Source organism: Halotolerantifilum yawarlongkerapense, from assembly GCF_054506745.1.
Genome location: NZ_CP199719.1, coordinates 2379967 through 2404471, shown reverse-complemented (window position 1 = coordinate 2404471; position 24505 = coordinate 2379967). Strand labels below are relative to the sequence as shown.

Here is a 24505-nt window from a genome sequence, read left to right as displayed (position 1 = left end):
AAGCTCATCTCCCTACTGTCCGCCGGAGCGTTGGCCCATGCCACCGCCACCGCCCATGCCGGGAACGGGGAGCCCGGTCGGCGCCTTGGCATCGGTTGCGGTCGTTTGGGCCACCGTGACCTTGACCCGGTCGCCCGCAGCGATTCCCTCTCCGGAGATTGCGATCATCAGATCGTTGTCGAGACCGGTCGTGACCACCACGGAGGTTTCCTTCCCTTCTTCATCCACTTTCGTCACGATGCGCTGGCCTTCTGAGAGGGACACGGCGTCGTAAGGGACCATCAGGACATCCTCTGCCCGCTCGATCAGCACCGTAAGCGAAACCGTAACACCCGGTCGCAGGCTAGTGTCGCTATCTTCCACGGCGATGCGCACGGGTACCGTCACATCGGTGCCACCGTCATTGGCCACGGGTGCGATAGCATCGATCGTCCCCGTGTACCGCTTGGTCGGATCCCCCTCAGGAACCACCGTGACCATCATCCCGAGGGAAAGGTCGTCCACCTCGTACTCGCTGACGTCTGCTTCGACGACCAGACGACTGAGATCGGCCAAGGTCAGGAGGGGGCTGCTCTCGTTGACGGTGTCACCCGCCTCAGCCGATAGGGAGAGGACGGTGCCCGACTTCTCAGCCACCCACTGGGCTTCACTTCTCTGTTCCCCCAGCGTCAGCAGCTCTTCCCTCGTCCTTTCGAGCGACAGTTCCACGAGCTCCTGGCTTCTGGCAAGATCCGTTGCTGCTAGCTTGCTGCTGGCAAGGGCCAGCGCTTCCCTTGCCTCGGTCAGTGCTTCCTCCGACTTTTCCAACTCGACCGTTGCCAGGGCTCCGGCCGCATGGAGGATCCGGTTGTCCTCCAGTGTTGAGGACGCAGTGGACACGTTACGCTCGGCCTCGCCTAAGCTCTGCACTGCCGAGAGGTTGCCCTCGGTCAGCAGCGTATCGCGCTCCATCTCGAGGCTCAGGATCTCCTGCTTTTTCGCCGCGATGGAAGCGTCCAGATCCGAGGTCCCCAGTGTGGCGATGACCTGCCCAGCCTCTACCACATCGCCCACCTCCACGTCGAGGGCCAGGAGCTCTGCTGTGAAGGGAGCGCGGCTCTTGTGGATCTGATCGGCGACGACCGATCCTGTTGTCTCCAGTGTGCGCGCGAGATTGCCCCGCGTTACTTCTGCCGTGGGTACCAGGGCCGCCTCTTCTCCCGTTGCTTCCACACGGGACGTTTGCCAAATCACGCCTGCTGCAATCAGGATCACCACACCGATGACCAGTAGCACTTGCTTTCGTTTCATATCCATCCATCCTCTCATCATTTTCTTTTCCATACCCCGAGTGTACCAAGGACCGTTAACCTGCCGTGAAAGAAGAGTTGAACTTTTTCTTAAGCGACACAAAACATCCAATATGTGATAGAATATTCTGTAAATAGAGATCATGAATACGTTTAGGAGGGGTAGTGTGATCAATCGCAGGAAGTTCGAAAGGGTAAAAGAACCTTTCACCATAAAAGAAGAAGTCTACCGGCGCTTTCCCGTGACCAAGCAGGCCTTCGTCAAGGTGGGCTATGAGGACACGGGCAAGCTAGGGGTCAATCTCTTCGCCGATAAGATGATGAAAAACCAGATGAAGCGCATGCAGTCTGGCGACCGGGGCCGGGACCAACGGGCTGTGGCGAGAGATCTCGGTGCCAACACCTTTAACCTGCTCACGGGCCAGTACGGGGTTCCAAACACGGGTCTGCTCAGCTGGAAGCCCCTGGTGGTCCCACCGCCGCTGGCCCACCACACTGTCCAGTTCTCTCCCGAGACCCTCACCGAGATGGTCAAGGACAACGCGGCCCTTTACGGTGCCGACCTCGTGGGCATCGCCGCACTGGAGGAGCGCTGGGTTTACGAACAGGATGTAGAAAAACCCTACCGGTTTGCAGATGTCGCAGAACCCGAGGAGACGGAAGAGGCCTTTCTCCTACCGCACACCATGACACGCGCTGTGGTCATGGCCTTCACCATGGACGCCGATCTGCTAGAGCGCTCATCCTCGGTGGATGCGGACACCGCAGCATCGCTGGGTTACTCCCGCATGGGTATCGCGGCGATTTCGCTGGCCGAGAGCATCCGGGCCCTCGGCTACAAGGCCGTCCCGGCCATGAACGACACGGCCCTCAGCATACCGCTCGCCATCCAGGCGGGGCTAGGTGAACTGGGTCGCATGGGGCTCCTGATCACGCCGGAATACGGACCGGCCGTCCGCCTGGCCAAGGTCCTGACGGATATGCCGCTGAATACCGATCACCCCATTACCTTTGGGGTCGAGCGCTTCTGCCTGGATTGTCACCTTTGCGCCGACCACTGTCCCTCGGGATCCATCGGTAAAGGCGAACCCACTTTTGAAACCAGCTGCGACCACAACAACCCCGGCATCAAGAAGTGGACCATCGAGGCGGAAAAATGCCTGCGCTTCTGGCAGCAGAACGGCGCGAGCTGCGGTACCTGTATCGCCGTCTGCCCCTTTACCAGGGGGTTCGTCTCCGAGCAATGCCTGGAGTGCAACACCTGTAACTTCGATGTCACCTGCAGCCTGATCGATAATACCGTCCTCAGGCAACAGGAGGGTTATCTAAAATCCGAGTACTGGGGCAATCCCTCCGAGGTCATCTACCGTCGGAGAAAGGGGCTGTAGCACCCGGATGAAAATCAAGCAAGAAATCCCGCGGACCAGGTAAAACACCTGTCCCGCGGGATTCTTTATGCTCAACTATCCATGATGAAGAAGGTGGTCAAGGTCTTGGTGATGGCCGCGTGGTGCCGGACCATCAAATGGTTGGCGCCCCCCTCGAGCCACAGGACCTGGTCCCAGCCCAGGGTTTTCACGAGGGCTTTTTTCTCTGGGGCCCCGGCGCTAAAGAAGCGCCCGAGCACCCGCTCGGTCACCGTTTTCTTTTTTTCGAGAAGGGCCCGTTCCGTCTCGGCCTCGATACCCAGGCGGTGACGGCTCCCGAGAAGATCTCCCGGCAGTGGCTCCGCCCGCCAATAGCGGATCATCCGTTCGTGACTCGCCCTAAAGGTGTCCTCCTCCGTGTTCTCGAGAAGTTCCCGATAGAAAGCACCCCAGAAGGGCTCGTGACCCTCCTTGGTCAGGCTCTTCACGATTTTCTTTTGGTAATAATCACGAAAGGCATCGTAACCTCTGCGGTCCACTTCCCCGAGCACACGCTCATAGGCCTTGGCGTGGGCCTTGGCCCGTCTCTGGGAAACCCCTTTGGTCTTCAGGGTCCCCTGGATCCAGACCACGTCCCCCACGAGATCGGGGTGCGCACGGAGAAGCCATTGACTCAGGTTCACACCCGTCCCCTGGGCCACAAGATGCACAGGGGGGTCGAGATGCTCTCTGATCAATGTGGCCAGAGAAGCGATGAGGGTTTCAGGATCGATCACCGGGGGCAGATCAACGGCCAAGCACCTGAAGTGGGGGGCCAGGGCCACCATTTGGTCGAAGAAGAGCCGGCCCTTGGCTGTACCACCGGGTAGAAAAAGGAGCGATGGCCCACTGCCCATCGCTTCCAGATGCCACCGGGTCCCGTCGGCGGAGAGCGCAAGCTGCTCCCTGCTGCCTTCGTAGATCTGGAGGGTCTTTTCGATGGTCATGGTCATCGCTCCTTCTTCTTTAGTCGTTGAGCACCTTGAGGGCCATAGGTGCACGCAGGCGGTGGGCCACGGGCAGATCCGTACCGAGCAGCGGACGCACGTAGTTCTTGAAGGCCGTGGTCACGCCGTTGCCCGCCTCGTTGATGAACTCATCGGGCATGTGCTTGGTCTTGGCGGCGATCTCACCCAACGGTACCAGGCGGTAGTCCACCGCGTAGTCGCCGGTACGTTCGATCACGATCGAGCCGTCCATGTCGTTCCAGATGGCGAACTGAGCGGCCTTCTCGCCGACCTCACGCGCTTCCTGCTGGTCCACATCGGAAACCACGCCGAGGAAAGAACGCTGGAGGTAGCCGAAAGTATCGCTTCTTACCCGGCTGATATTGGTGTTCTTCTTCACGAGATCCACCAACAGGTCGCCGAGGGCGCCCGTTCCGGAGAGCTGGACGTTCCCGTGGGCATCGGTCTCCACTTCGTCCTGGAGCTTGGTGATGATGGCCTCACCGTTTTCATCCTGGATGCCTTCGCTGACGGCCACGATGCACCGACCGTATTTATCGTACGTTGCCTGTACATCCTGCGTGAACTTGTCGATGTCGAAGGCACGCTCGGGCACGTACACGAGGTGCGGACCATCATCGGCGTACTTCTGACCCATGACACTGGCGGCCGTAAGGAAGCCCGCATGGCGTCCCATGACGATACCGATGTACACGCCCTTCAGTGCGCGGTTGTCCAGGTTCACACCGGCGAAGGCCTGGGCCACGTAGCGGGCGGCCGAGCCAAAACCCGGTGTGTGGTCGTTGATCACGAGATCGTTGTCGATGGTCTTGGGAATATGGATGGCGCGAAACTCGTAATTGGCCTTCTCCGCCGCTTCATTGATGATGCGGACGGTGTCGGAAGAGTCGTTGCCGCCGATATAGAAAAAGTAACGGATGTCGTGGGCCTTCATGACCTTGAACATCTCCATGCAGTCGGCTTCTTTGGGTTTGATCCGCGTCGAGCCCAGTGCTGAGGAAGGGGTCACGGCCACTTTTTCCAGGTTGTTCGTGGTTTCTTTCGTCAGATCGATAAAATTCTCGTTCAGAATACCTTCCACTCCGTGGAGCGCACCGTAGACACGCGTCACCTGTGGAAATTTGCGGCTTTCGAGCACAGCGCCCACCAGCGATTGATTGATGACGGCCGTCGGTCCGCCACCCTGGGCGATCAGTACTTTACCTTTTAATTCCATTTTCTGCCTCCTTACCTATGCTAAAAACACGATTCTCTCACGGGGTCCTATCCCCAGGAAAAATTGTATCATAAAGACTAACGATTGCAATCGTCAAAATGCCAAAGTCATTTGACCAGATCGAGCGGCTCCCGGATGTAGGGTCGAATGGGTTCCTTCTCACGGTAGGCCGACAGGATCTCCCCGATGAGCCTGGGGTTTTCCTTCATCCCTCCTACCTTATCCTGATCCAGGTGGTGGCTAAAGGGACAAGCGGAGATACAGATGCCACAGTCCGTGCCGATCATGGTCCAGGCCTTGTAGCAGGCGGCCTGGTCCAGGCGCCAGTGGGGGTGTCCTGTCCCGTGGTGGTCCTCCGGCATCCCGTGGCTGATGGCCTTGCCCGGGCAGGTCTTGGCGCAGAGTCCACAGGCCTTGCAAAAGATCTCGAGACCGAAGTCCATCGGTTCATCGCAAACCAGCTCAAGTTCTGTGGTCACCAGCCCCAGGCGGAGCCTGGACCCATAGTCCGGTGTCACGAGTACGCTGTGGCGTCCCAGCTGTCCGAAGCCTGCCCGGGCTGCCACGAGCGGTAGGGGCGAGAGGTAGTTACCGTCCATGTGGTTCCTGGCATCGTAACCGAGTTTCCTGAGGTAGTAGGCGATCCACATCCCGATGATCCCCGCGTTCATGTAGCCCTTTGTCACCTCCAGGATCTCCTCGATCTGTGGCGCCCGGTTCATCATGGTCTCGTCCATCTCCACGGCAAAAATAAAACCGTAGCGGTGTTTCGGAAGGACGGTCTCCCCATAGTTCTCCTCGTGGCGACCCCGGTGGGAGTAGTACAGGTCCTCCGTCATCTCCACGGCGCCGACCTTCACAGCGCCGAGATGTTTGGCAAGGTTCTTGAGCAGGCGTGTGATTCGCTCGGGTGTGACCTCGTGTTTCTCAGGAGCCACGGGTCCTTCTACCAAGGGGCCGATATCGGAGAGAAACTGGAAGCCCGCCGAGGAGAAGGGGCCGATCAGGGGATCGTAGGTCGCCGTCCCCTCCTGCAGGAGCCCGGGCATCTTACGGATTTCCTCGTCGATGGGTTTCTTCTCTGGATGACGGGTGTAATAATCTTGGTAGGCTTCGCTATCCTCATCCCAGGCCATGCGCGCGAACATCGTGTCCCGTTCGTCGATCCGTCTGGCCATCGGTTAAAAGGTCACCTGTACCTTCTCGCGCGTGATCTCGGAGAGATTGCGGGCGCCGGTCATGATCATGGTATCGGCGAGCTCATTGCGGATGGTGTTCATGTAGAGGGTCACGGCCTCGCGACCCCCACCGTAGATCATGCTGACGATAGGGCGGGCAATGATCACGCCGTGCGCCCCCAGGGCCAGGGCCTTGAAGACGTCGCCACCGGTGCGGAACCCACCGTCGATCAAGACAATCATGTCGTCACCCACGGCCGCCGCGATGTCCTCGACCACCTCGATGGGCGCCAGGGTCTCGTCGAGTACCCGACCGCCGTGATTGGACACGAGGATCGCCGCAGCGCCGGCATCGCGAGCAACCTTGGCGGCCTCCACCGTCATGACGCCTTTCAGGATAAAGGGCAGCTTGGTGGCACCGATGATCCGGGTGAGCTCTTCTTTGCCCTTGGGGTTCACGGGATGACCGAGCTCGGCGAGAAACTGCAGTCCGGCTGCATCGATGTCCATGGCCACCGCGGGCACGCCAACTTTTTCTGCCATGCGAATCTTCTCGATCACTTCTTCCTCGGACCAGGGTTTGATCGTGGGAATCGAATGACCATCCACTTCCAGTGACGCATCCAGGGTACCCTGGAAGACCGCTTGCCCGATACCGTCACCCGTGAGGGCCAGGACGCCGGCCTCACGACAACCGTGCACAGCCTCGATATTGTAGGTCATGTCGTCATATTTATCCGAGTAATGCATCTTCACAGCGCCCACAGGACCCGCGAAAACGGGGATCGTCATTTTTTCTCCGAAGAGTTCTGTGTCTGTCGTCACCTTGCCACCTTCGTAGACAGTGGTCATATGAAACTGGACTTCCCGGAGTTTCTCATAGTTGCGTGTGAATCCGCTGCCCGTTCCCTTGCCCCCTGGTCCAGGCATGACGCCACGACAGGCCCGTCCGTTGCACACGGGGCACACCTTGCAGAAGGGACCGATATCCTTTTTCGCCTGGGCATAGACCGATTGTAAATCCATCTGATCAACAACTCCTCTCCAAACCTTCAACAGCCTTTCGACTGTACCTTTACTATTCTTTAGTATACCAAAATATTCTGCTCCTTGATATACACCCCCGTGTATGCTACACTCGATGTTGACGAAAAACGAGAGGAGAATGACTATGTCCCTGTATGATACCTGGAACGCCGCGGTAGAGAACAACGCGGCCGGACCACAGGCCGAGACCTTCTGGCGCGGCTACCTGGCCAAAGAGGCCGGCATCTACGAGACGCTTCTTTCTGAGAAGCAGAACAAGATCGAGGGCACGCTGGCTGAGCTTGCCGAAACGCACGGTGTGGAACCCGTGACCTTCGTGGGTTTTCTCGACGGTGTGAACACATCCTTAGAAGAGGAACTGGATCTGGAATCCCTCACCGAGGCATCCACCATCGACGCTACCATCGACTTTGAAAAGCTCTACTTCAACATGCTCGATGCCAAGGCAGACTGGCTTTACGAAATCGAAGCCTGGGATGAGATCCTGACGGAGGAAAAGCGCAAGGAGATCAAAAAGGCCTACGGCGATTCCAAGACCATCGTTAAGGAAGAGAAGCCCGGCCCCAACGAACCCTGCCACTGCGGTAGCGGGAAAAAGTACAAGAAATGCTGCATGAAAAAAGACCTGGAGGCAGAACGCGCTTAAGCGTTCTACTTCCGGGTCTTTTCCTTTTCCTTCAAGTCACGCTAGTACAGGATCAAAAGGCCCGTCTGCGCCGGGATGCTCATGGTCATCAATTAAGACTATCAGTACAGGCGGTAAGGACATGTTTTTACCTATTCTGTCATGATGCGACCATCTTTTTTCATTCTACCACCCCAGCAGAATTCGCTTTTCTTAGCCACGGGTTAATTGATTTCACAAACTGAAATAGGTACTTTGTATTGCAAAATAAGATCCCTATGGATTGAAAACGAAATGAATGGAGCGCCCAGAAAATCCCGTTGATCAAAGCAAGATCAACGGGACTATTCCGAGGTCTATTCAATTTTCTAACGGTTAAGCTGTTTGTGCAACAAACGCGAAAAAGTGACGAATCGAGTTCCAAAAACAACTCGTGTCCACGATAACTGATTTGTAATGTTGCATCTGCTTCATTTAAAGATTTTTTTCCAAGAAGCGCTCATAATTTTTATACTGGATCATCTCCAACTCATCTTTGCTTAATCCAATATTTCTTAAAGCTTCTAGAAAAGGCAGAACATCCGCTGATTGATTAAGACCCTTGATTCCTGGTTGGGAAGCATCCTCAGCAAAGCTAGATAAGACATCCCCTTCAATATAATCGCAGAAATCAAAACCAAAAGCTAAATGATTGACGCCCACCAGATTGATGATGTGTGCAATATGCCTTCTAAGGCCATCAATGTTCTGGTACGCTTCCTTATCGCTGACGAATTGCTTAAAAGAGTTCATACCTATCAACCCACCACTCTCGGCAATCATCCTTATTTGATCATCAGTTAGATTCCTTGGATGGTTACACAATGCTCTAGCATTCGAATGGCTAGCTAAGATCGGCCTTGTAATAATTTTTGAAACACCCCAAAAGGACTTTTCATTTAGATGAGAAACGTCCAAGATCATTCTGTGCTTTTCCATTTCTCTAATGACGCTATAGCCAGCGTCCTTTAGGCCTACATTGAAGTCACCTTGCACACCTGTTGCTAAATCGTTTTCTTCGTTCCAAGTCAATGAAGCATGTCGAATATCCTCTTCATAGTACTTCGAAATCATCGTGTGATCTTTCCCGATTTGAGCGAGCCCTTCCATTCCAAGTAACAATCGAAATTTTTTCGTATCTGTTACATCCTGTGGTTTTCTAACCAAAGATAGTTTATCTTTTGCATTTTCAATTTCTTTCTTAGCAAGAGCCATTAGATCGTGTATTCTCTTAGAAGGATTTTTTGCAAATTGAGGCTCTGCCCAGAAGACCAGAATACTTCCAGAGATCCCATCCGCCATCAACTTATCAATGTAGTAGTCTTTGAGAACATGACCCTCCCTCATATCATTCTGTAATCTTTTTATGTCTATCCATAAATCCGAGTGTCCATCAAAAACCATAGTACCTCCTTACATCAAAATGCTACCCATTAAGATTCCAAAATAGTTACCTAGGATGTACCCCAAGGTTCCGACTAACATGATTGGTGCAATTAATGAAGTCCATCCTTTGGAAATTGCCATTGCTGCTGCAGTTGTCGGACCTCCAATATTTGCATTCGAAGCCAAAATACACTCTTCCAAGTCAAACTTGAACACTTTGCCAGCCCCAAAGGTTACCAACATGTTGATCACAACCATAATCGTTGTGTAAGCCAATAATAACGGTGACTTTTGAATGATTAGTATGATCGAAGCAGGTATTCCAATGACCACGAAAAAGATGTAGATTAAAAAAGTTCCGATTTCTTGGCTCCCTTTGATCCCACTGAAGTAATGAGGCATAAATGTTGCCCCAAGCATTGTTACGGTCGTGATAATCAAGTATTTGTTACCCAGCAAGCTATTAATAACACTCATCACCGAACTATTAGTCGGAATAACGGCGCCTAGAAATTTGGCTACTTCAGAAGAAATTGCGACGATGATGAATGCTGTCGATACAGCAAAGGCGATGTCTTTTAACGAAATCTCCTTTGCTCCCCAATAGTTTGCAGCTAGTGTTTCATTTTGATTTTTAATACCTGCTTCTACACGATCGATATGCGGATGATTAAATCTGTTTCTAAAGAATGCCACTGCAGGAATAGTAATCAAAACGAAAAAATAAACTGCCATTAACAGATTATCTGCTACAACTGCTGCGGAAACTAAATCTCCCGGCACTTCAAATGATCCGGCCATGGCAGCGAAATTCACACCGCCACCTATGTAAGAACCCGACATCATCGCAGCTACTTTTCTCAACTCAGGAATATGATCGCTAAGCGCAATATATCCTACGAAGGCACCAATCATTGTACCCACTGAACTGATCAAGAAAATAACTAAGACGCGTCCACTTTCCTTCCATATCTTCTTAATATTGGTTCTGAAGAGCAGAAGTGGAATTGCCATTGGAACGACATATCCCCAAACGGTATCGTATACCGGTGCATCAATAGGAATAATTCTCAGATTTGACAAGATCATCGCTCCCACCAAGGCAATAATGGCCCCTGATACTTTGGCAGCCCACTCATACTTTTGTTCCAAATAGATTGAAAATGCAGCCCAGCCCGTTAGTATTGCCCATAACACCCATGTGTTATCCGGACTTATGAAAGTTGATTGCATCATATACCCCCTTCGGTAGTTTAGTATATTGAAATCGAATTCAGTATATCAAAACAATTTTAATAATTCAATATATTTATTATTATTCAGTATATCAAATTTTTGGGATGAAGACGTTAACTTGTGAGATGTTCTTATGTTATAATGTAATTAAGTTGTCAGAGCAATTCATTCAAGAAGGGAGATTATAACTTAACAAGTTATAGACATTCATATGGAAATTCATGTAGGATCAAAAATTAAATCATTGCGAAAAGAAAAACAGTTTACGATCGCTGATTTAGCAGAACTTGCGGGCATAAGTTCAAGTATGATCAGCCAGATAGAAAATGATAAGGTTGTACCTACAATCATAGTTATGTGGAAGATTTCGAAAGCCTTAGAAGTAAATGTTGGCTACTTCTTTGATGAAGAAGACTCAACATTTGTTAATCCAGTTGTTAGGAAACATGACCGCAAAAGATTATCCATAGGAAAATCCAATAGATTATACGAGATGTTAGTGCCCGATTTGAATCGAAAAATTGAATTTCTACTCATTACAATCAAAACCAATGACACAGAATACAAAGATCAGATTGCCCACGAAGGTGAAGAGTGCGGTCACATTCTCAAAGGAACAATGAGGGTGCACATTGATGAACAAGTGTATATTCTGGAAGAAGGAGACAGTATCTCTTTCGATAGCTCAATTCCACACCGTTATGAGAACATTGGTGACTGTGATTGTGTATCAATTTGGGCTATGACACCGCCATCGTTCTAAGGCTTTTTTGATGCTTAAGAAACAATGAGCCAAAGTCACAGATAACAGATACTGTGAATGAGTAAGCTGTGCTATATCATAGGGGGATTCTTTGCCTATTAGGCTCTCAACGTCTCTTTCATCAATAGCGAATCGTCCTTCGAATAACTACAGTGTCGCATAATTCGTTTTTTGTGGGGTAGAAGAAAAGCCCGGCCCCAACGAACCCTGCTACTGCAGTAGCGGGAAAAAGTACAAGAAATGCTGCATGAAAAAAGACCTGGAGGCAGAACGCGCTTAAGCGTTCTACTTCCGGGTCTTTTCCTTTTCCTTCAAGTCACGCTAGTACAGGATCAAAAGGCCCGTCTGCGCCGGGATGCTCATGGTCATCACAGGCTGGGTGATGGCGGTCGCGCGGTCGCCCACGGAAAAGTCCCCTTGCAAAATGCTGGTCTCGGATACGTGCAGGATGATCTGCTCCATGGGATCACTTCCGAGCACGATGCGCTCTTCGCTCAATTCCGTGATGATCCCCTCGAAGGTTCCCACCTCTTCTCCCTGTTGGTCTACTTTAAGCACCGCCGGGAAAAACTCCACAGGTACGTGGAGGCGACCCTCTTCAATCACCGGCGCGGTAGACAGCTCAAAGGGGGCCATCCGCGCAAAAATGTAGGCGTTCTCACCGGCGATAACGTAGGTATAGTGCGGCCCCTTGACCAGCTCGACCCGCTTCGCCTCGGCGTTCCAGGTGACCGTATAGCCCAGAGACTCGGCCGTTTCCCTGAGGGGAACCATCTCCACATCGTCGGTCCCGGCAAAGGCACCACCGCCACCGAGGGCCATAGTCAGCAACAGAACAAAACTCAATACTTTCTTTTTCATTTTCATTTTTCATCAGCTCCTTTGACCTTACGACGATCCCCATGGCCAGTAAGTTCCACAGGGCCAAAATAATCGGAATGTTCCCATAAAAGAATCCTCCGTGGCTATTGCCGCGGAGGATTAGCTTTTGATCAAGCTTCCGGCGCTTCTTCTGCTACCATCGGTTCGTTCTTCCCAAAGTCCCAAGGTACTTCCTTGATCGGGTTCTCGAAGTAGACGGACTGCGATGGGAAGGCCACGGATGCCTTCTCCTCTTTCAGAATATCCATGATCTGGAGGTTCACTTGGTGCTGGATGCCCAGGTGCTCGTTCCAGTCGTTGGTCTTCGAGTAGTAGTAGATGAACAGATCGAGGCTCGAGTTGTTGAAGCGCTCGAAACTCACGTTGAGCCGTTCATTATCGATATCCTCTCGCTCGAGGAGCATGTCCCTGATGCGCGTGGATACCCGGTCTAACTTCTCCGCAGGCGTAGCGTAGACCAGGCCCAAGTGAAAGCGCACAGATCGGTTTTCCCTGCGCGAATAATTATAGAGCGCATTGTCCGCCATGATGGTATTGGGTACCACCACGAGCTGTTTGTCGAAGTTCCGGATGCGGGTGGAGCGGAAGTTGATCGCCTCCACCGATCCGAAGACCCCGCTACACTCCACGAGATCACCAATATCGTAGGGTTTGTCGAGCAGGATCGAGAACCCGGCCACGACATTCCCCAGGCTGCGCTGCGTGGCCAGGGCGATGGCCGCTCCAGCGATCCCCAGACCGGCGATGAAGCCGTTCACATCGAAACCGAACTCCGAAACCACCATCACGAAGGCCAGGGTCAAGATCAAGAAGCGGACCACTTGAACGGTCATCCGCTGGATGATCTGGCTCGATCCCAGGCTCGCCCGGCTGTCCACCCGGTGGAAGATCCCCTCGTAGATCGTCTCCATCTTGTAGAGACCTACGGCCACCGTCACGACCACAGCCGATTTCTTGAGCCGGAGGGCAAAGAGCGAGAAGCCCTCAGCAGTGATCACGCGCTCGAGCGCAAAGATGATGGCGAGGAAGAGGAGCAGGCGGATCACCGGTTCCTTGAAGCCCTCGATGAGCTCGTGGATGACTTCTTTTTTGAAAACCTTCTTCCCGATTTTGGCCACAAGGCCCGTCAGGGGTTTGCGCAGCAGGTAGGTGAACAGGATTATGGCCGCTGCAATAGCGTAATCCTGCCAGATGAAAGTAATCGGTAATCGGTAGATCAATTCGACCATAAGGGGTTCCCCTCCTAACGCTTACGGTAGATGCGTCTTCTGTCCAGCGACCAGATGGGCTCGGACAACTCACCCGGTTGCAAGGACTGCACCGCTTCTTCGAAGTCGTACATACGGGCATCGATCATGTCCACATAGTGGAGCAGCTCGGCTTCCTTGATCATGGGTTTCTTGGGCGATCCATACTCCGGCTGGTAGTGGTGGCTGAGCACCATGTGCTGTAAGAGCATGATCTCTTCCGCTGGCACATCCAGGGACTCGCCCACTTTCTCGATGGTGACCACAGCCATGTTGATATGGCCGATCATGTTGCCCTTCACCGTGTAATCGCAGATACCCTGCTCATCGGAGTCGAGCTCGCTCAACTTCTCGATGTCGTGCAGGAGCACACCGGCAAACAGCAGATCCGTGTCGATGTTCTCGTAGACCGCGGAGAGGGCCGCTGCAGATCGCAGCATCCGGAGCAGGTGGTAGAGCAGTCCCGACCGAATGGCGTGGTGGTTGGACTTGGCGGCTGGGTAGAAGAGCAGTTTTTCCCGTCTCTCCTCGTAGAGGTGGCGGCAAAGGCGCGCGATGTGATCGTTCTCCATCCCGTCCACGTAGCCCATCAGTTCATCGTACATCTCCTGGGCCTCGAGGGGCGCCGATTTGACGAAGTCCTCGATCTTGACGCCATCCTCCTCAAGGGTCTCCCGGATCTTGACCACTTTGAACTGGAGGCTATTCCGCCACTCCTGTACGTGACCGCGTACCTTCACCAGTCCACCGGCCACGAGGCTTGCCTTTTCCTCTTCACCCACGTTCCATAGCTTGGCATTGATCTCTCCCGACGCATCGGCGAGGGTCAGATCAAAGTATTCCTTGTTGTTCGACGAGATCCGCAGGTCGAGCTTTCGGATCAAGAAGTAATTCTGGATCTCGTCACCCGCCGCGAAATCGGCGATTCGTTTTTCTAGCATGCTGGTCCCCTCCTGTGAGAAGAGCCCCCTCATCTCGAAGGGGGCTCCACATTCATCTGATGGATTCTTATTCTACGATCTCGACGTTGTAAGCGTCTTTCAAGGTTTCCACCTTGTCGAGGTACAACTTGTTCTGCTTCTCTACCGTCAGACGCTGGCGAATCTCGCCTTTGGTCTCATCGTAGCTGAGCTTACTGGCGTCGGACTTATCCGTCACCTTGATCACGTGGTATCCGAACTGCGTCTTCACCGGCTCGGAGATCTCGTCGACCTCTAGGTTAAATGCTGCTTCTTCGAACTCGGGTACCATGCGGCCCTTGGAGAAAGCACCGAGGTCGCCACCGCGTTCTTTCGACGGACACGTCGACAGGTCTTGGGCCACGTCGCCGAAAGACTCGCCGTTCATCACGCGCTCAAGTGCTTCTTTGGCCTCGTCCTCTGTTTTCACGAGGATGTGGCTTGCCGTGACCTCTTCACCCTTTTCGAAGCGGTCCTGGTTCTGCTCGTAAAAGTTTTTCATCTCTTCTTCAGAAATGTCCACGGACTCGAGCAGCTGTCGAATGGAAAACTGCTTGAGCATGTTCTCTTTTGCCGCCTCGAGCTCTTCTTTAAAGGCTTCGGTCTCTTCCACGTCGTTCTCGAGAGCTTCGAGGAGAAAGAGCTCCTGGTTGATCAACTCTTCCACGAGACGCTGTTTACCTTCTTCACCCTGGAACTGGGCCGCGTTCTGTCCGAGCGACTGGTAAAGGGCAGCGAGCTGGGCTTCTGTAATGGGGCGGCCTTCTACTTTGGCCAGAATTTTTTCTGTCATGTGATAAATCTCCTTACTGTACACGGTTATTTGTCATAAGAACATCCTAACAAACATCCGGCCAAAAGGCAAACCCCCGCCGGGACTTTCTCGGCGCGTCCTAGCGGGGGAATCCTACTATTAATAGTCGGCGGGTTTTGCCCGGATCAATCCGTCGCCACAAAGGGGGCCATGAGCCCTGTTTTGTGACGCGCGATGAGGCTGTCGAAGGTTTTTCTCTTCCTGCCGATCCGACCGAAGATTTCCTCTTCGAAGGCGATGATCACATCCGCCCCCTCGTGAAGAAGGCTCCAGGAATAGTAATTGGCCAGGTGCACCATGGCCACCATCTCCTTGTTGATCACCGACGGATTGAGCGGATCATGGTGGTAGAGCGCCGCCTCCACAATGGGTAGGGGGATCCCCCACCAGTTGAGCAGATAACCACCGATCTTGGCGTGATCGGCCCCGATCAGGGTCTTCTCCACACCCATGTACTCCACGTCCTCCACCTCGCGGGCCGCATCCACGAGCTCGAAATACGCGTCAGGGAAGTTGTTGATGATCACCACGCGACCCACATCGTGCAGGAGTCCGGCCGAAGCAAACTCATCCGGCACTTTTTTTCGCAAGATCTCATTGTAAAAGAGATGGAAGAGCTTGTTCGAGAGGCTGGCGTGCTCCCAGAGCCGCTCCCCCTTGGCCCGCTCGTCCACGAGGGTGCTGAAAACGCTGTTCGAGAGGACGATGTTCTTCACATTGAGCAGGCCGATGTACAGGATCGCCTGGTGGATCGAACCCGTTTTCGCACTGTAGAAGGCCGAGTTGGCCACGCGCAACATGCGCGAGGAGATGGACTGGTCCTCCTCTAGGATCCCGGTGATGTCGTTGATCGAGGCCTCCTGGTCGATCATCCGGTTCAGGCGCTCGTAAAGATTCGGCACCGTGGGCAGTTTTTCCAGATTGTTGATGGTATTGAGCAGGCGCTTGTTCGTCAACGTGCTCTCGAGCGCGAAGAGTCGGTCTACCATCGTGAGCAGCTCGTCCTTATCCCAGGGCTTGAACAGGTGAAACTTCACCAGATTGTTATCGAGACCGGCGCGCGAATCCACCTGGTCGCTGTAGCCGGAGAGGGCTACGCGCAAGGTGAGGGGAAACCGGCGTTTGACCACCTCGATAAAGGCTTTCCCTTCCACGGAGGGTAGCGTGAGATCGGCGATCAAGAGATCCACGCGGTGGGCCTCCAAAAGGGACAGGGCCTCCACAGGATCTGTCGTGTACAGGGTTTCGTACGTCGTATGAAAAAACAAACGCCTCAGCGCCTGCAACACATCCTTGTCGTCATCGACGAACAGCAGGGTCTTTGACATGCACATTCCTCCTAAAGAAATCCTCGCTTTTTTTCATTATACCACAGGACCCGTGAGAAATCGGGCTTTACAAGCGACGCATAAGCCGGTATAATCGAAAAAACGAATCGAAGTATACAGCCTATGAAAGAGGTCGCGATGGACAAGAGTAACCCCGAAAAAATTTTCGGGGCGAAAGGGGAAATCGCCGAAGCGTGAACTTCACGCTGGGGTCAGGTTGAACAAGCCTGGCACTGTCGCGTCACCATGACCCAATGGTGGCGATGGCGCGCTGTCATAGTGCCGGGTAAAAGGATACGCCCCTACAGACTTTTGTGCTGCTCGGGAGCGACTGGGACCTTTTGCCTAGCCGCTCTCGATTTTTCATTTTTTGCACCCAGCTCACGAAAGAGGAGGCACCCGAACGATATGACACAACGCGAAGCACTGCGCATTCACAACCACCGGCTCCACTACAGCGATGTGGATCTGATGGATCTGGCACAAAGATACGGCACCCCGCTCCACGTTTTCGACGAGGAGCAGATACAGGAAACCGCCGCAAGGTTCAAAAACGCCTTCAGCCACCCCGAGGTGGCCACGGAGGTCCTCTACGCCTCCAAGGCCTTTCTCACCCGCGCCATGGTCCGCACCATCGACGCGGCAGGCCTCTCTCTCGATGTGGTCTCCGGCGGCGAACTGCACACCGCCATCAGCGTAGGTTTCGACCCCAACCGAATCTATTTACACGGCAACAACAAGACCCTCGATGAACTGATCATGGCGCTCAACTACGGGGTCAAGCGCATCGTGGTGGACAACTACGGAGAACTCAAGACCCTGCAGTTCATCGCCACGGAACTGCACCGCCCCGTGGAGATCCTCCTGCGCATGAACCCGGGTATCGAGGCCCATACCCACGACTACATCAAGACCGCCGACAACGACTCGAAATTCGGCATCTCCATCTACGACGAGCAGATCTTCGAGGTTGTCGAGCGATTGACCGAAGTGCCCTACATCAACCTGCGGGGCTTCCACTATCACATCGGGTCTCAGATTTTCGAGGGCAAGAGCTATCTCAAGGCCCTCACCACCATGATGGAGTTCGTGGGCAAGGTCAAAAAGCGCACGGGTTTCATCACCAAGGAACTCAACCTGGGCGGTGGCTTCGGCGTCTACTACGCCGAGGGCGACGATCCCATGGATCTCGAAGTCGTTCTGCCCGAGATTATCTCCGCGGCGATCGAACAATCGAGAGCCCTGGGGATGACCACCCCTAAACTTTTGATCGAGCCCGGCCGCTCCCTCGTGGCCGATGCCGGTCTCACCCTCTACAAGGTGGGCTACGTCAAGGAAACCTTCGGGGGAAAGAAATACCTCTTCGTCGATGGCGGGATGAACGAGAACCCCCGCTACGCCCTCTACGGGGCCCTTTACGAGGCCAGACTGGTCAACCGAGCGGATGAACCGGCGGAAACGACCTATGCCGTGGCCGGCAAGCTCTGCGAGTCGGGGGACATCCTGATCCCCGAAACAGACCTGCCCCGCTGCCAGCAGGGCGACTACCTCGCCGTCCTCGGCACAGGCGCCTATACCTACAGCATGGCCTCCAACTACAACCGCATGACCCGACCGGCCGTGATCTTCCTCAAAGAAGGGAAGGCACAGCTCGTGGTCAAGCGCGAAACCTACGATGATCTGATACGAAACGACCTATGAAGGAGCGAACGTTTATGGCCACATACGTAATGAAATTCGGCGGTACCTCCGTGGGGAGTCTCGAGAAAATCCACCAGATCGCCGAGACCCTGATCGCCCGGCGCGACCAGGGCGACGACCTCGTGGTGGTGGTCTCTGCCATGGGCGACACCACGGACCGGCTCATCGCCATGGCGGGTGAGCTCTCGCCCCATCCCGACAAGCGGGATCTGGACCTACTGATGAGTACGGGTGAACAGACCACCATCGCCCTGCTCTCCATCGCTATCAAGGCCCTGGGCGGCAAGGCCGTGAGCCTCACGGGCTTCCAGGCGGGAATCGAAACGGACCAGAGCCACACACGCGCCCGCATCCACCAGATGAAGACGGACCGGATCGAAAAGCATCTGGCCGAAGGCGAGATCGTGGTCGTCGCCGGATTCCAGGGCATCTCGGCACAGGGCGATATCACGACGCTCGGGCGCGGTGGTAGCGATACCACGGCCGTGGGCCTGGCCGCCGTCATGGGTGCTACCTGTGAGATCTACACTGACGTGGACGGGGTCTACACCGTGGACCCCCGTCTCTACCCCGAGGCCAAGAAACTCGAGGTCATCAGCTACGAGGAAATGCTCGAGATGGCCAGCCGGGGCGCGCGCATCCTGGAGACGCGCGCGGTGGAAATGGCCCACAAGTACAAGGTGCCCCTCTACGTGGCACTGTCCGGCGGAGACTACCCAGGGACCTACATTAAGGAGTTGGATCAACAGATGGAACACAAAGTCGTAACGGGCATGACCGTGGACGAGAACTGCCTCATGGCCACGCTCTCGGGCATTCCCTTCTCCTCCCAACACATCGCCAGGATCTTTGCCGAGCTCGCCAGCGAGCAGGTGCTGGTGGACATGATCAGCCAGACGGCCCCTCACGAGGGCAAGGTGACCCTCTCCTTCACGGCCACCAAGAACGATCTGATGGCCGTCAAGGCCGTAACGGCCAAGCTCAAGACGGACGAACCCTTCACGGGCATGAGCGTGGACCTCGATGACGATGTGATCAAATTGTCTGTCGTGGGGATCGGCATGGTCAGCCAAACGGGTGTGGCCGCCAGTCTCTTCGATATCTTCTCCACGAACCACATCGATTTCTACCAGGTGACCACCTCCGAGATCAGCATCAGCTATACCATCCGTAGTGCCGATGCCGACAAGGCCGTGCGCCTGGTGGCCTATAAATTTGATCTCTAGGGGTGCCAGCCAAGATGTTTTGTGGTACAATTAATTAGAAAATTGTTGTCTCAGTGGCGACGGATACCACCTCCCTCTGTAATATCCCCGGTGCCCGTCGAAACCACGTGACATAGAGTCATTCCAAATGAGCAAAGGACCGCTTTCCCTGGTGGTCCCTTTGCTTTTTTTGGCTTTTTTCGGGTATCAAGAGAGAAAGCATGTACAGGAGGTGACCAGGATGTCGGACAAACAGATCACCAAGGTGCTCAGATTCTTGAGGCTCTACCTAAACGCCACTTACAAAGCCCTTGATCCCGCGCTCGAACCGCGGGTCCAGATGCTGCTGCTCACCTTCGACGAACGGATGAACGTGCGCGTCCTGCCCCACTACCACGACCTGAACGACTACCTGACAGATCACCTCCCCGATCTCGAGCGGCCCCTGGCCGGCTACCTCGATCTCAACCACGCCTACTACAAAGCGTTCTTTCCCCTGCTCGACGCCTACGACAGCCGCAACGATCTGACCTGTTACTACGCCGGACCCCACCGCCACCAGCGCACGGTGGTCTTCGTCCGGGTGGGGCTGAAGGCTTCCACCGCATCACAGTACTACGGCCTTTCGGGGGATCATCCGGCGACCTCCCTGCTCGATGCCCTGAAAAAAGAGATCCTGGTGGATATCGAGACCTTGCTCTCGCGCATGGAGAGCGGGGGTAGCCTCCTGGCCCTCGATTACAGCGATACGCTCAGGCGGGCTGCGAAGACCTTTCTACGGGTCCTCTCCCCCGAGCGCGTGTGGCATGCGACGTACGATAAGCTCAACGAAATCTCCACCCTTTCCTACGAACGGGCGGAGAACACGGGCCGTCTTTTCATGATCCCCGGATTGAAGAAACACGAGGATCCCCTGCACGAGAACATCCGCACAATCCTCCTTTTCGACCAAAGGATTCCCCTGGCCAATAGCCGGTACGTGCGCAAGCTCCTTGAGATCACCGAGAACCAGGTGGGTTTGATCTCCGATGGCGAGTCCATCCTGGGGATCGGCCACCTCAGCGGGGACTACAGCCTATCCCGGGAGGATCTCTTCACCGTGGTCTTCACGGGAAGCTACCGGTGGGAGGTGCATCACAAGGACAAGCGCATGATGCGCGTGGCCTTCGAACAAGTGGAGCTCCCCAAGGCCAAGATCGACTACCGACGGTTCAAGTACACCATGCGCTGTACCTTCGATGACCTCGGCGAGGAGGATATCCATTACTTCTACGCCGTCCTGCTGGAGGCCATGAAGCAGAAGAAGGGGGCGCTGATCATCGTTTCCGAAAAGGCCGGCGAGGAAGTCGACCGTTTGAAGAACCAGGGCTTTGCCGTGGCGCCCAAGATCGTCCAGGCCGCCTTGATCCGCGACCTGGCCACCATCGACGGGGCCATCCTGATCGACCCTGAGGGTGCCATCCACGGCATCGGGGTCATCCTCGACGGCATGGCCTCGGAGAGCGGCGATCCCTCCCGGGGAGCCCGTTACAACTCAGCGCTCCGCTACGTGGAGACCGCCGTGAACAAGGGGACGAAGCGGGTGATGGCCCTCGTGATTTCCGAGGATGGTTACACCGATCTCATCACACCGAAGAGCCTGGGGCGAACCAAGTGTCGCCTGCCAAAATAATGGACAAAAAAATGGACCGCTCGGTACCGGAATTTTCCCGGTTCGGGCGGTCCATCGTTCTTCAGGCGAGTACATAGACGAGCATCAGCACGAGGAGCGTGGCGGCGACGAAGAGACCGTAGGTCACGGTGTTCACGCGACTGAAGACCGCGTCGACCACTTCTTTGAGCGTATGGGCCTCCGGTGGTTTGGGACGGGGCAGATCGATCCGGGGCACCGACGGCATCTTCTGACGCATGGCATAGAAATCCGGTTTTTTCGGCTTGTGATCGGCCAAGAGAAGGAAGCGCCTGAGCAGTGGATCCAGGTTGATACCCCGCCACTCCACCCTGAGGAGGGCCCGCCACAGACGACTAATGCGTCGGGCATTGTCGATGGCGATGTTGTCCAGCCGGTGGAAGAGGTGGGAGGACCCTTGGAAAAGCCAGAGAAAGAGCGGTACGTACACGTCGGCCTCTAGGCTCGGCCACTCCAGCGATGGGTTGTAAAAACGCACCTCTTCCCCCATGCGCCGCATGAGGAGGCCGCGCACCACGAGCAGGTAGATCAGGATCCCCACCCCGAGAACGCCGACCATACCTTCCAATCCATGGGCGTTATAGACACCGTGGGGATGGGGTACGGCGAAACCCATGCTGGTGGTGGCGGAAACCAGGATCCCGTCGATCCATCCGGGGAAAAAGCCCGTGAAAACCAGTAGGCCGCCCAGGATGAACATGGGGATATAGATGCGTTTTCCGATGAGCACGCGGTGCTGACCGGCGAAATCATCGGACCGGGCCACGAAGACCTGAAAGAAAATTTTCATCAGGTAGGCTACCGTGAGTCCGCTGGCCAGGACGAAGAGCCACTCCACACCGGTGAAGAAGGCACTGTGGCTCTCGTGGGCCAGCTCGAGGAGCACCTCGTGGAGCATGGTCTTCGACACGTAACCGCCCGTCCCGGGAAAACCCATGAGGGCCAGCATGCCCAGGGAAAAGGTCGTCATGAGGAAGGGTTTGTGGTGGCCAAAACCGCGGATCTTATTGAGGCTGAGCTCGTGAAGGGCCATGTAGATGATTCCGGCGGCTAGAAAGAGGAGCACCTTGAAGAGCGCGTGGTTCACCAGGTGAAAAAGCGAGGCGTAGAAGGCTTCTCCCCCGTGGTCGCCGAGGGTCACGGCCATCCCGGCGCCGAGTAAGATGTACCCCACCTGGCTCATGGAACTGTAGGCCAGGATCCGCTTGACGTTCCGCTGCAGGAGGGCCAGAAAGCCTCCGAAGACCATATTGACCAAGCCGAGGAGGATCAGAACAATACCCAGGGGCTGGTAGCCCGATAGCACCCGGAAGGTCATGACCAGGATGCCGTAGAGGCCGGCCTTCAAAAGGATACCGGATAAGATCGCAGAGGCCGGGGCCGGAGCGGCCGGGTGGGCCTTCGGTAGCCAGGTGTGGAGCGGGAAGATACTGGCCTTCACGGCAAAGCCGAACATGACGATCAGGGCGGGTACCACCAGCGGCTCTGTTTCAAAGGCCATCATCTCGGTGATGACGAAGGTCCCCGTCGCCTCGTAGAGCATGAGGATGCCGAGGAACATGACCAGTCCGCCGAGCACGGCCATCCGGATGTAGCTGACCCCGGCCTCGTGGGCGTAGGGATCCTCATCGTGGATGATCAGGGCGTAGGAGGTGAAACTCATGATCTCGAAAAAAGTGAAGAGGTTGATCAGGTTGTCCGTCATGAAAAGCGACAAGGTGGCCCAGTAGGTCAGGTTGAAGAACAAGAAATAACGGTCCCTGTCTTCATAGCCCTCGATGTACTTCAGCGAGTAAAGGGTGGTCATCCACCAGACGAAGGTCGTCAGGATGGCGAAGAGAAACCGAAAGCCATCGACGCTCAGGTGCAGGCCCACACCCATGATCTGTCCGATCACCAGCGACTCCCCCCGAGAGGCGATCACGAGGAAGAAGGAGAGCCCGTAAGCGAGGACCACGAAGGTATTGCGCCACAGCTCATTCTTTCGCCCGAGATAATAGGTGATCACAGAGGCGATCAGCGGCCACAAGAAGGCCGAGAGTAATGCGATAGACACGGGTATACCTCCTTTCTCACGGGTTTACAGTGGGATCAACCAGGATTCGATGTACAGGATGACCGGTGTGGGAAACAGACCGAGCAGGGCCACGAGGGCGCCGAGCACCAAGACGGGCACGCGCATGTTCAGGGGCACGTCTTTCTTCTCTTCCCTTTCGTTGATGCCATTTTCGAAAAAGGCCGCGGTCACCACGGGCAGCAAGTAGGCCGCCGTTAAAAAGGCCGAGAGGAGCAGTACCAGGACGAAAAACAGGCTACCTCCGCCGAAAGCACCGCGCGCCAGGTACCACTTGGAGACGAAGCCGTTGGTGGGCGGGATGCCGATGAGCGAGATCGTCGAGAGACCGAAGACCCCCATTTCGAGACCGAGGAGCTTGCCCACCCCCTTCATGCGGGTGATATCCGTCTCGTGGTAGACCTTGTACAGGATCCCCGCGATGAAAAAGAGGGAGATCTTGATCAGGGCGTGGTTGATCAGGTGGAGGATGGCCCCGGTGATGGCCAGTTTGTTGGCCAGGACGATCCCGAGGAGCATGTAACCCAGCTGGCTGATCGTCGAGTAGGCCAACCGCTTCTTGATGTGGTCCTGGTGGAGGGCGAGAAGCGAACCCATGACGATGGTCAAGAGCACCAGTACCCCAAAGAAGGGCCGGAAGTACCACTGGTCGAAAATCTGGAGCCCGAAGACAAAGAGCACCACGCGCAGGAGGGCGAAGATCCCGGACTTGACCACGGCCACGGCATGCAGGAGGGCGCTCACGGGCGTCGGCGCTACCATGGCTCCGGGGAGCCAGCTGTGGAAGGGCACCATGGCCGCCTTCACGCTGAATCCGGCGAAGAGGAAGCCGAAGGCCCAGAGGGAGCGGTTGCTGTAGATGCCCCTAAAGAGTCCGCCGGGGATAAAGGAGACGAGAAAGTGTTCGCTCATCAAGAGGATCATGCCCATGAGCACCAGCGTGGCCCCGAAAAAGGAGTAGATCAGGTACTTCTTTCCGCTGGCCAGCGCCTCATCCGTCCCATAGTGGATCACCAGGGGAAAGGTGGCCAGCGTGAGGAACTCATAGAAGAGGTAGAGCGTCAGCAGGTTCCCCGCCATGGACACCCCCAGGGTCACCGCCTCGGTGAGCAGGAAGAAGGAGAAGAAACGCCGGCGCTTGACCCGTTCGTCGGAGAGATAACCCAGCGCGTAGAAGGCGGTGAGCACCCAAAGCCAGACGATCAGGAAACTAAAGAGCCGTCCCAGACCATCGAGGGTGAGCACCAGATCCATCCAATCGTTCACGCGGATCACGTGGAGGGGTTCTCCTGAGAAGAAGAAGAGGACCAGCATGTGGACGAGGGCCGTGCCGAAGACGGTAGCCAGGACCAAGAGGCGCTGGTGCTTCTCCTCTCGGGCGTAGTACATCAAAGTACCCCCGATCAGCGGGAGCAGGATCGATAAGACCAACACGGGCATTCACCTCCTTAG

Annotated in this window: 20 protein-coding genes, 1 pseudogene and 1 riboswitch; of the genes and pseudogenes, 7 read left to right on the top strand and 14 right to left on the bottom strand. The window is 55.2% G+C overall.

Annotation, left to right across the window (positions count from 1 at the left end; all coding sequences use genetic code 11):
• Window positions 1-12: 12 nt before the first annotated feature.
• Window positions 13-1290: an efflux RND transporter periplasmic adaptor subunit gene (locus ACULM0_RS11850; protein ID WP_463677742.1), complete on the bottom strand. Its 1278-nt coding sequence runs from the start codon at window positions 1288-1290 to the stop codon at window positions 13-15.
• 166 nt (window positions 1291-1456) lie between these two features.
• Here ACULM0_RS11850 and ACULM0_RS11845 point away from each other — a divergent pair, with 166 nt between their 5' ends.
• A complete protein-coding gene (locus tag ACULM0_RS11845) occupies window positions 1457-2677 on the top strand; it encodes a reductive dehalogenase (protein WP_463677741.1) in 1221 nt (406 codons plus the stop codon).
• Window positions 2678-2748: 71 nt separating this feature from the next.
• On the opposite strand, the gene ACULM0_RS11840 is transcribed toward ACULM0_RS11845, so the two are convergent.
• The 4 genes from ACULM0_RS11840 to ACULM0_RS11825 all read right to left on the bottom strand — a co-directional run bounded on the left by ACULM0_RS11840 (window position 2749) and on the right by ACULM0_RS11825 (window position 7083).
• A complete protein-coding gene (locus ACULM0_RS11840; protein WP_463677740.1) occupies window positions 2749-3642 on the bottom strand; it encodes an alpha/beta fold hydrolase in 894 nt (297 codons plus the stop codon).
• Between the two features lie 19 nt (window positions 3643-3661).
• Window positions 3662-4879 carry a 6-phosphofructokinase gene (locus ACULM0_RS11835; protein WP_463677739.1) on the bottom strand — a complete coding sequence of 406 codons (1218 nt, stop codon included), beginning with the start codon at window positions 4877-4879 and terminating at the stop codon, window positions 3662-3664.
• A 107-nt stretch (window positions 4880-4986) separates the two neighbouring features.
• Window positions 4987-6057, bottom strand: a complete 1071-nt coding sequence (locus ACULM0_RS11830) for a 4Fe-4S dicluster domain-containing protein (protein ID WP_463677738.1) — start codon at window positions 6055-6057, stop codon at window positions 4987-4989.
• A 3-nt stretch (window positions 6058-6060) separates the two neighbouring features.
• Window positions 6061-7083, bottom strand: coding sequence for an alpha-hydroxy-acid oxidizing protein (locus ACULM0_RS11825; protein WP_463677737.1), 1023 nt, complete (start codon window positions 7081-7083; stop codon window positions 6061-6063).
• A 145-nt stretch (window positions 7084-7228) separates the two neighbouring features.
• Between ACULM0_RS11825 and ACULM0_RS11820 the strand changes: the two genes are divergently transcribed.
• On the top strand, window positions 7229-7750 hold the full coding sequence (locus tag ACULM0_RS11820; RefSeq protein ID WP_463677736.1) for an SEC-C metal-binding domain-containing protein: 522 nt from the start codon (window positions 7229-7231) through the stop codon (window positions 7748-7750).
• 453 nt (window positions 7751-8203) lie between these two features.
• Here ACULM0_RS11820 and ACULM0_RS11815 read toward each other — a convergent pair whose 3' ends face one another.
• Together ACULM0_RS11815 and ACULM0_RS11810 are read right to left on the bottom strand one after the other, a co-directional pair.
• A complete protein-coding gene (locus tag ACULM0_RS11815) occupies window positions 8204-9172 on the bottom strand; it encodes a dipeptidase (RefSeq protein ID WP_463677735.1) in 969 nt (322 codons plus the stop codon).
• A gap of 9 nt (window positions 9173-9181) precedes the next feature.
• Window positions 9182-10390 (bottom strand): DUF819 family protein, encoded by a 1209-nt coding sequence (locus ACULM0_RS11810; protein ID WP_463677734.1) that lies wholly within the window; start codon window positions 10388-10390, stop codon window positions 9182-9184.
• Window positions 10391-10601: 211 nt separating this feature from the next.
• On the opposite strand from ACULM0_RS11810, the gene ACULM0_RS11805 reads away from it, so the two are divergent.
• Entirely contained in the window at window positions 10602-11153 is a 552-nt protein-coding gene (locus ACULM0_RS11805; RefSeq protein WP_463677733.1) for a cupin domain-containing protein, read from the top strand.
• Window positions 11154-11352: 199 nt separating this feature from the next.
• Window positions 11353-11433, top strand: a pseudogene (locus tag ACULM0_RS11800) (SEC-C metal-binding domain-containing protein); the annotation flags it as partial.
• Window positions 11434-11474: 41 nt separating this feature from the next.
• Here ACULM0_RS11800 and ACULM0_RS11795 read toward each other — a convergent pair.
• From ACULM0_RS11795 to ACULM0_RS11775, 5 genes are all read right to left on the bottom strand, one after another.
• A complete protein-coding gene (locus ACULM0_RS11795) occupies window positions 11475-12020 on the bottom strand; it encodes a copper amine oxidase N-terminal domain-containing protein (RefSeq protein WP_463677732.1) in 546 nt (181 codons plus the stop codon).
• 125 nt (window positions 12021-12145) lie between these two features.
• Complete coding sequence (locus ACULM0_RS11790; RefSeq protein ID WP_463677731.1) at window positions 12146-13264, bottom strand: mechanosensitive ion channel family protein; 1119 nt, start codon at window positions 13262-13264, stop codon at window positions 12146-12148.
• Window positions 13265-13278: 14 nt separating this feature from the next.
• A complete protein-coding gene (locus ACULM0_RS11785; protein WP_463677730.1) occupies window positions 13279-14223 on the bottom strand; it encodes a 3'-5' exoribonuclease YhaM family protein in 945 nt (314 codons plus the stop codon).
• Window positions 14224-14290: 67 nt separating this feature from the next.
• Window positions 14291-15034: a peptidylprolyl isomerase gene (locus ACULM0_RS11780; protein WP_463677729.1), complete on the bottom strand. Its 744-nt coding sequence runs from the start codon at window positions 15032-15034 to the stop codon at window positions 14291-14293.
• Between the two features lie 146 nt (window positions 15035-15180).
• Window positions 15181-16383: a response regulator gene (locus ACULM0_RS11775; RefSeq protein ID WP_463677728.1), complete on the bottom strand. Its 1203-nt coding sequence runs from the start codon at window positions 16381-16383 to the stop codon at window positions 15181-15183.
• Between the two features lie 119 nt (window positions 16384-16502).
• Window positions 16503-16665: riboswitch (Lysine riboswitch) on the top strand.
• 126 nt (window positions 16666-16791) lie between these two features.
• On the opposite strand from ACULM0_RS11775, the gene lysA reads away from it, so the two are divergent.
• The 3 genes from lysA (at window position 16792) to ACULM0_RS11760 (ending at window position 20961) form a co-directional block, all read left to right on the top strand.
• Window positions 16792-18084, top strand: a complete 1293-nt coding sequence (lysA, locus tag ACULM0_RS11770; protein WP_463677727.1) for a diaminopimelate decarboxylase — start codon at window positions 16792-16794, stop codon at window positions 18082-18084.
• Between the two features lie 14 nt (window positions 18085-18098).
• The gene (locus tag ACULM0_RS11765) at window positions 18099-19310 is read left to right on the top strand and encodes an aspartate kinase (RefSeq protein WP_463677726.1); all 1212 of its coding nucleotides are present in this window, start codon (window positions 18099-18101) and stop codon (window positions 19308-19310) included.
• 220 nt (window positions 19311-19530) lie between these two features.
• On the top strand, window positions 19531-20961 hold the full coding sequence (locus ACULM0_RS11760; protein ID WP_463677725.1) for a DNA integrity scanning protein DisA nucleotide-binding domain protein: 1431 nt from the start codon (window positions 19531-19533) through the stop codon (window positions 20959-20961).
• Between the two features lie 61 nt (window positions 20962-21022).
• On the opposite strand, the gene ACULM0_RS11755 is transcribed toward ACULM0_RS11760, so the two are convergent.
• A complete protein-coding gene (locus ACULM0_RS11755; protein ID WP_463677724.1) occupies window positions 21023-23035 on the bottom strand; it encodes a complex I subunit 5 family protein in 2013 nt (670 codons plus the stop codon).
• Window positions 23036-23059: 24 nt separating this feature from the next.
• Window positions 23060-24487 (bottom strand): complex I subunit 5 family protein, encoded by a 1428-nt coding sequence (locus ACULM0_RS11750; protein ID WP_463677723.1) that lies wholly within the window; start codon window positions 24485-24487, stop codon window positions 23060-23062.
• Window positions 24488-24505 lie beyond the last annotated feature (18 nt).

Bases quoted from the DNA above. Each gene is read 5' to 3' on its own strand.
- ACULM0_RS11850 (WP_463677742.1), bottom strand. From the start codon at position 1,290: ATGAAACGAAAGCAAGTGCTACTGGTCATCGGTGTGGTGATCCTGATT.
- ACULM0_RS11840 (WP_463677740.1), bottom strand. From the start codon at position 3,642: ATGACCATCGAAAAGACCCTCCAGATCTACGAAGGCAGCAGGGAGCAG.
- ACULM0_RS11835 (WP_463677739.1), bottom strand. From the start codon at position 4,879: ATGGAATTAAAAGGTAAAGTACTGATCGCCCAGGGTGGCGGACCGACG.
- ACULM0_RS11830 (WP_463677738.1), bottom strand. From the start codon at position 6,057: ATGGCCAGACGGATCGACGAACGGGACACGATGTTCGCGCGCATGGCC.
- ACULM0_RS11825 (WP_463677737.1), bottom strand. From the start codon at position 7,083: ATGGATTTACAATCGGTCTATGCCCAGGCGAAAAAGGATATCGGTCCC.
- ACULM0_RS11820 (WP_463677736.1), top strand. From the start codon at position 7,229: ATGTCCCTGTATGATACCTGGAACGCCGCGGTAGAGAACAACGCGGCC.
- ACULM0_RS11815 (WP_463677735.1), bottom strand. From the start codon at position 9,172: ATGGTTTTTGATGGACACTCGGATTTATGGATAGACATAAAAAGATTA.
- ACULM0_RS11810 (WP_463677734.1), bottom strand. From the start codon at position 10,390: ATGATGCAATCAACTTTCATAAGTCCGGATAACACATGGGTGTTATGG.
- ACULM0_RS11805 (WP_463677733.1), top strand. From the start codon at position 10,602: ATGGAAATTCATGTAGGATCAAAAATTAAATCATTGCGAAAAGAAAAA.
- ACULM0_RS11795 (WP_463677732.1), bottom strand. From the start codon at position 12,020: ATGAAAATGAAAAAGAAAGTATTGAGTTTTGTTCTGTTGCTGACTATG.
- ACULM0_RS11790 (WP_463677731.1), bottom strand. From the start codon at position 13,264: ATGGTCGAATTGATCTACCGATTACCGATTACTTTCATCTGGCAGGAT.
- ACULM0_RS11785 (WP_463677730.1), bottom strand. From the start codon at position 14,223: ATGCTAGAAAAACGAATCGCCGATTTCGCGGCGGGTGACGAGATCCAG.
- ACULM0_RS11780 (WP_463677729.1), bottom strand. From the start codon at position 15,034: ATGACAGAAAAAATTCTGGCCAAAGTAGAAGGCCGCCCCATTACAGAA.
- ACULM0_RS11775 (WP_463677728.1), bottom strand. From the start codon at position 16,383: ATGTCAAAGACCCTGCTGTTCGTCGATGACGACAAGGATGTGTTGCAG.
- lysA (WP_463677727.1), top strand. From the start codon at position 16,792: ATGACACAACGCGAAGCACTGCGCATTCACAACCACCGGCTCCACTAC.
- ACULM0_RS11765 (WP_463677726.1), top strand. From the start codon at position 18,099: ATGGCCACATACGTAATGAAATTCGGCGGTACCTCCGTGGGGAGTCTC.
- ACULM0_RS11760 (WP_463677725.1), top strand. From the start codon at position 19,531: ATGTCGGACAAACAGATCACCAAGGTGCTCAGATTCTTGAGGCTCTAC.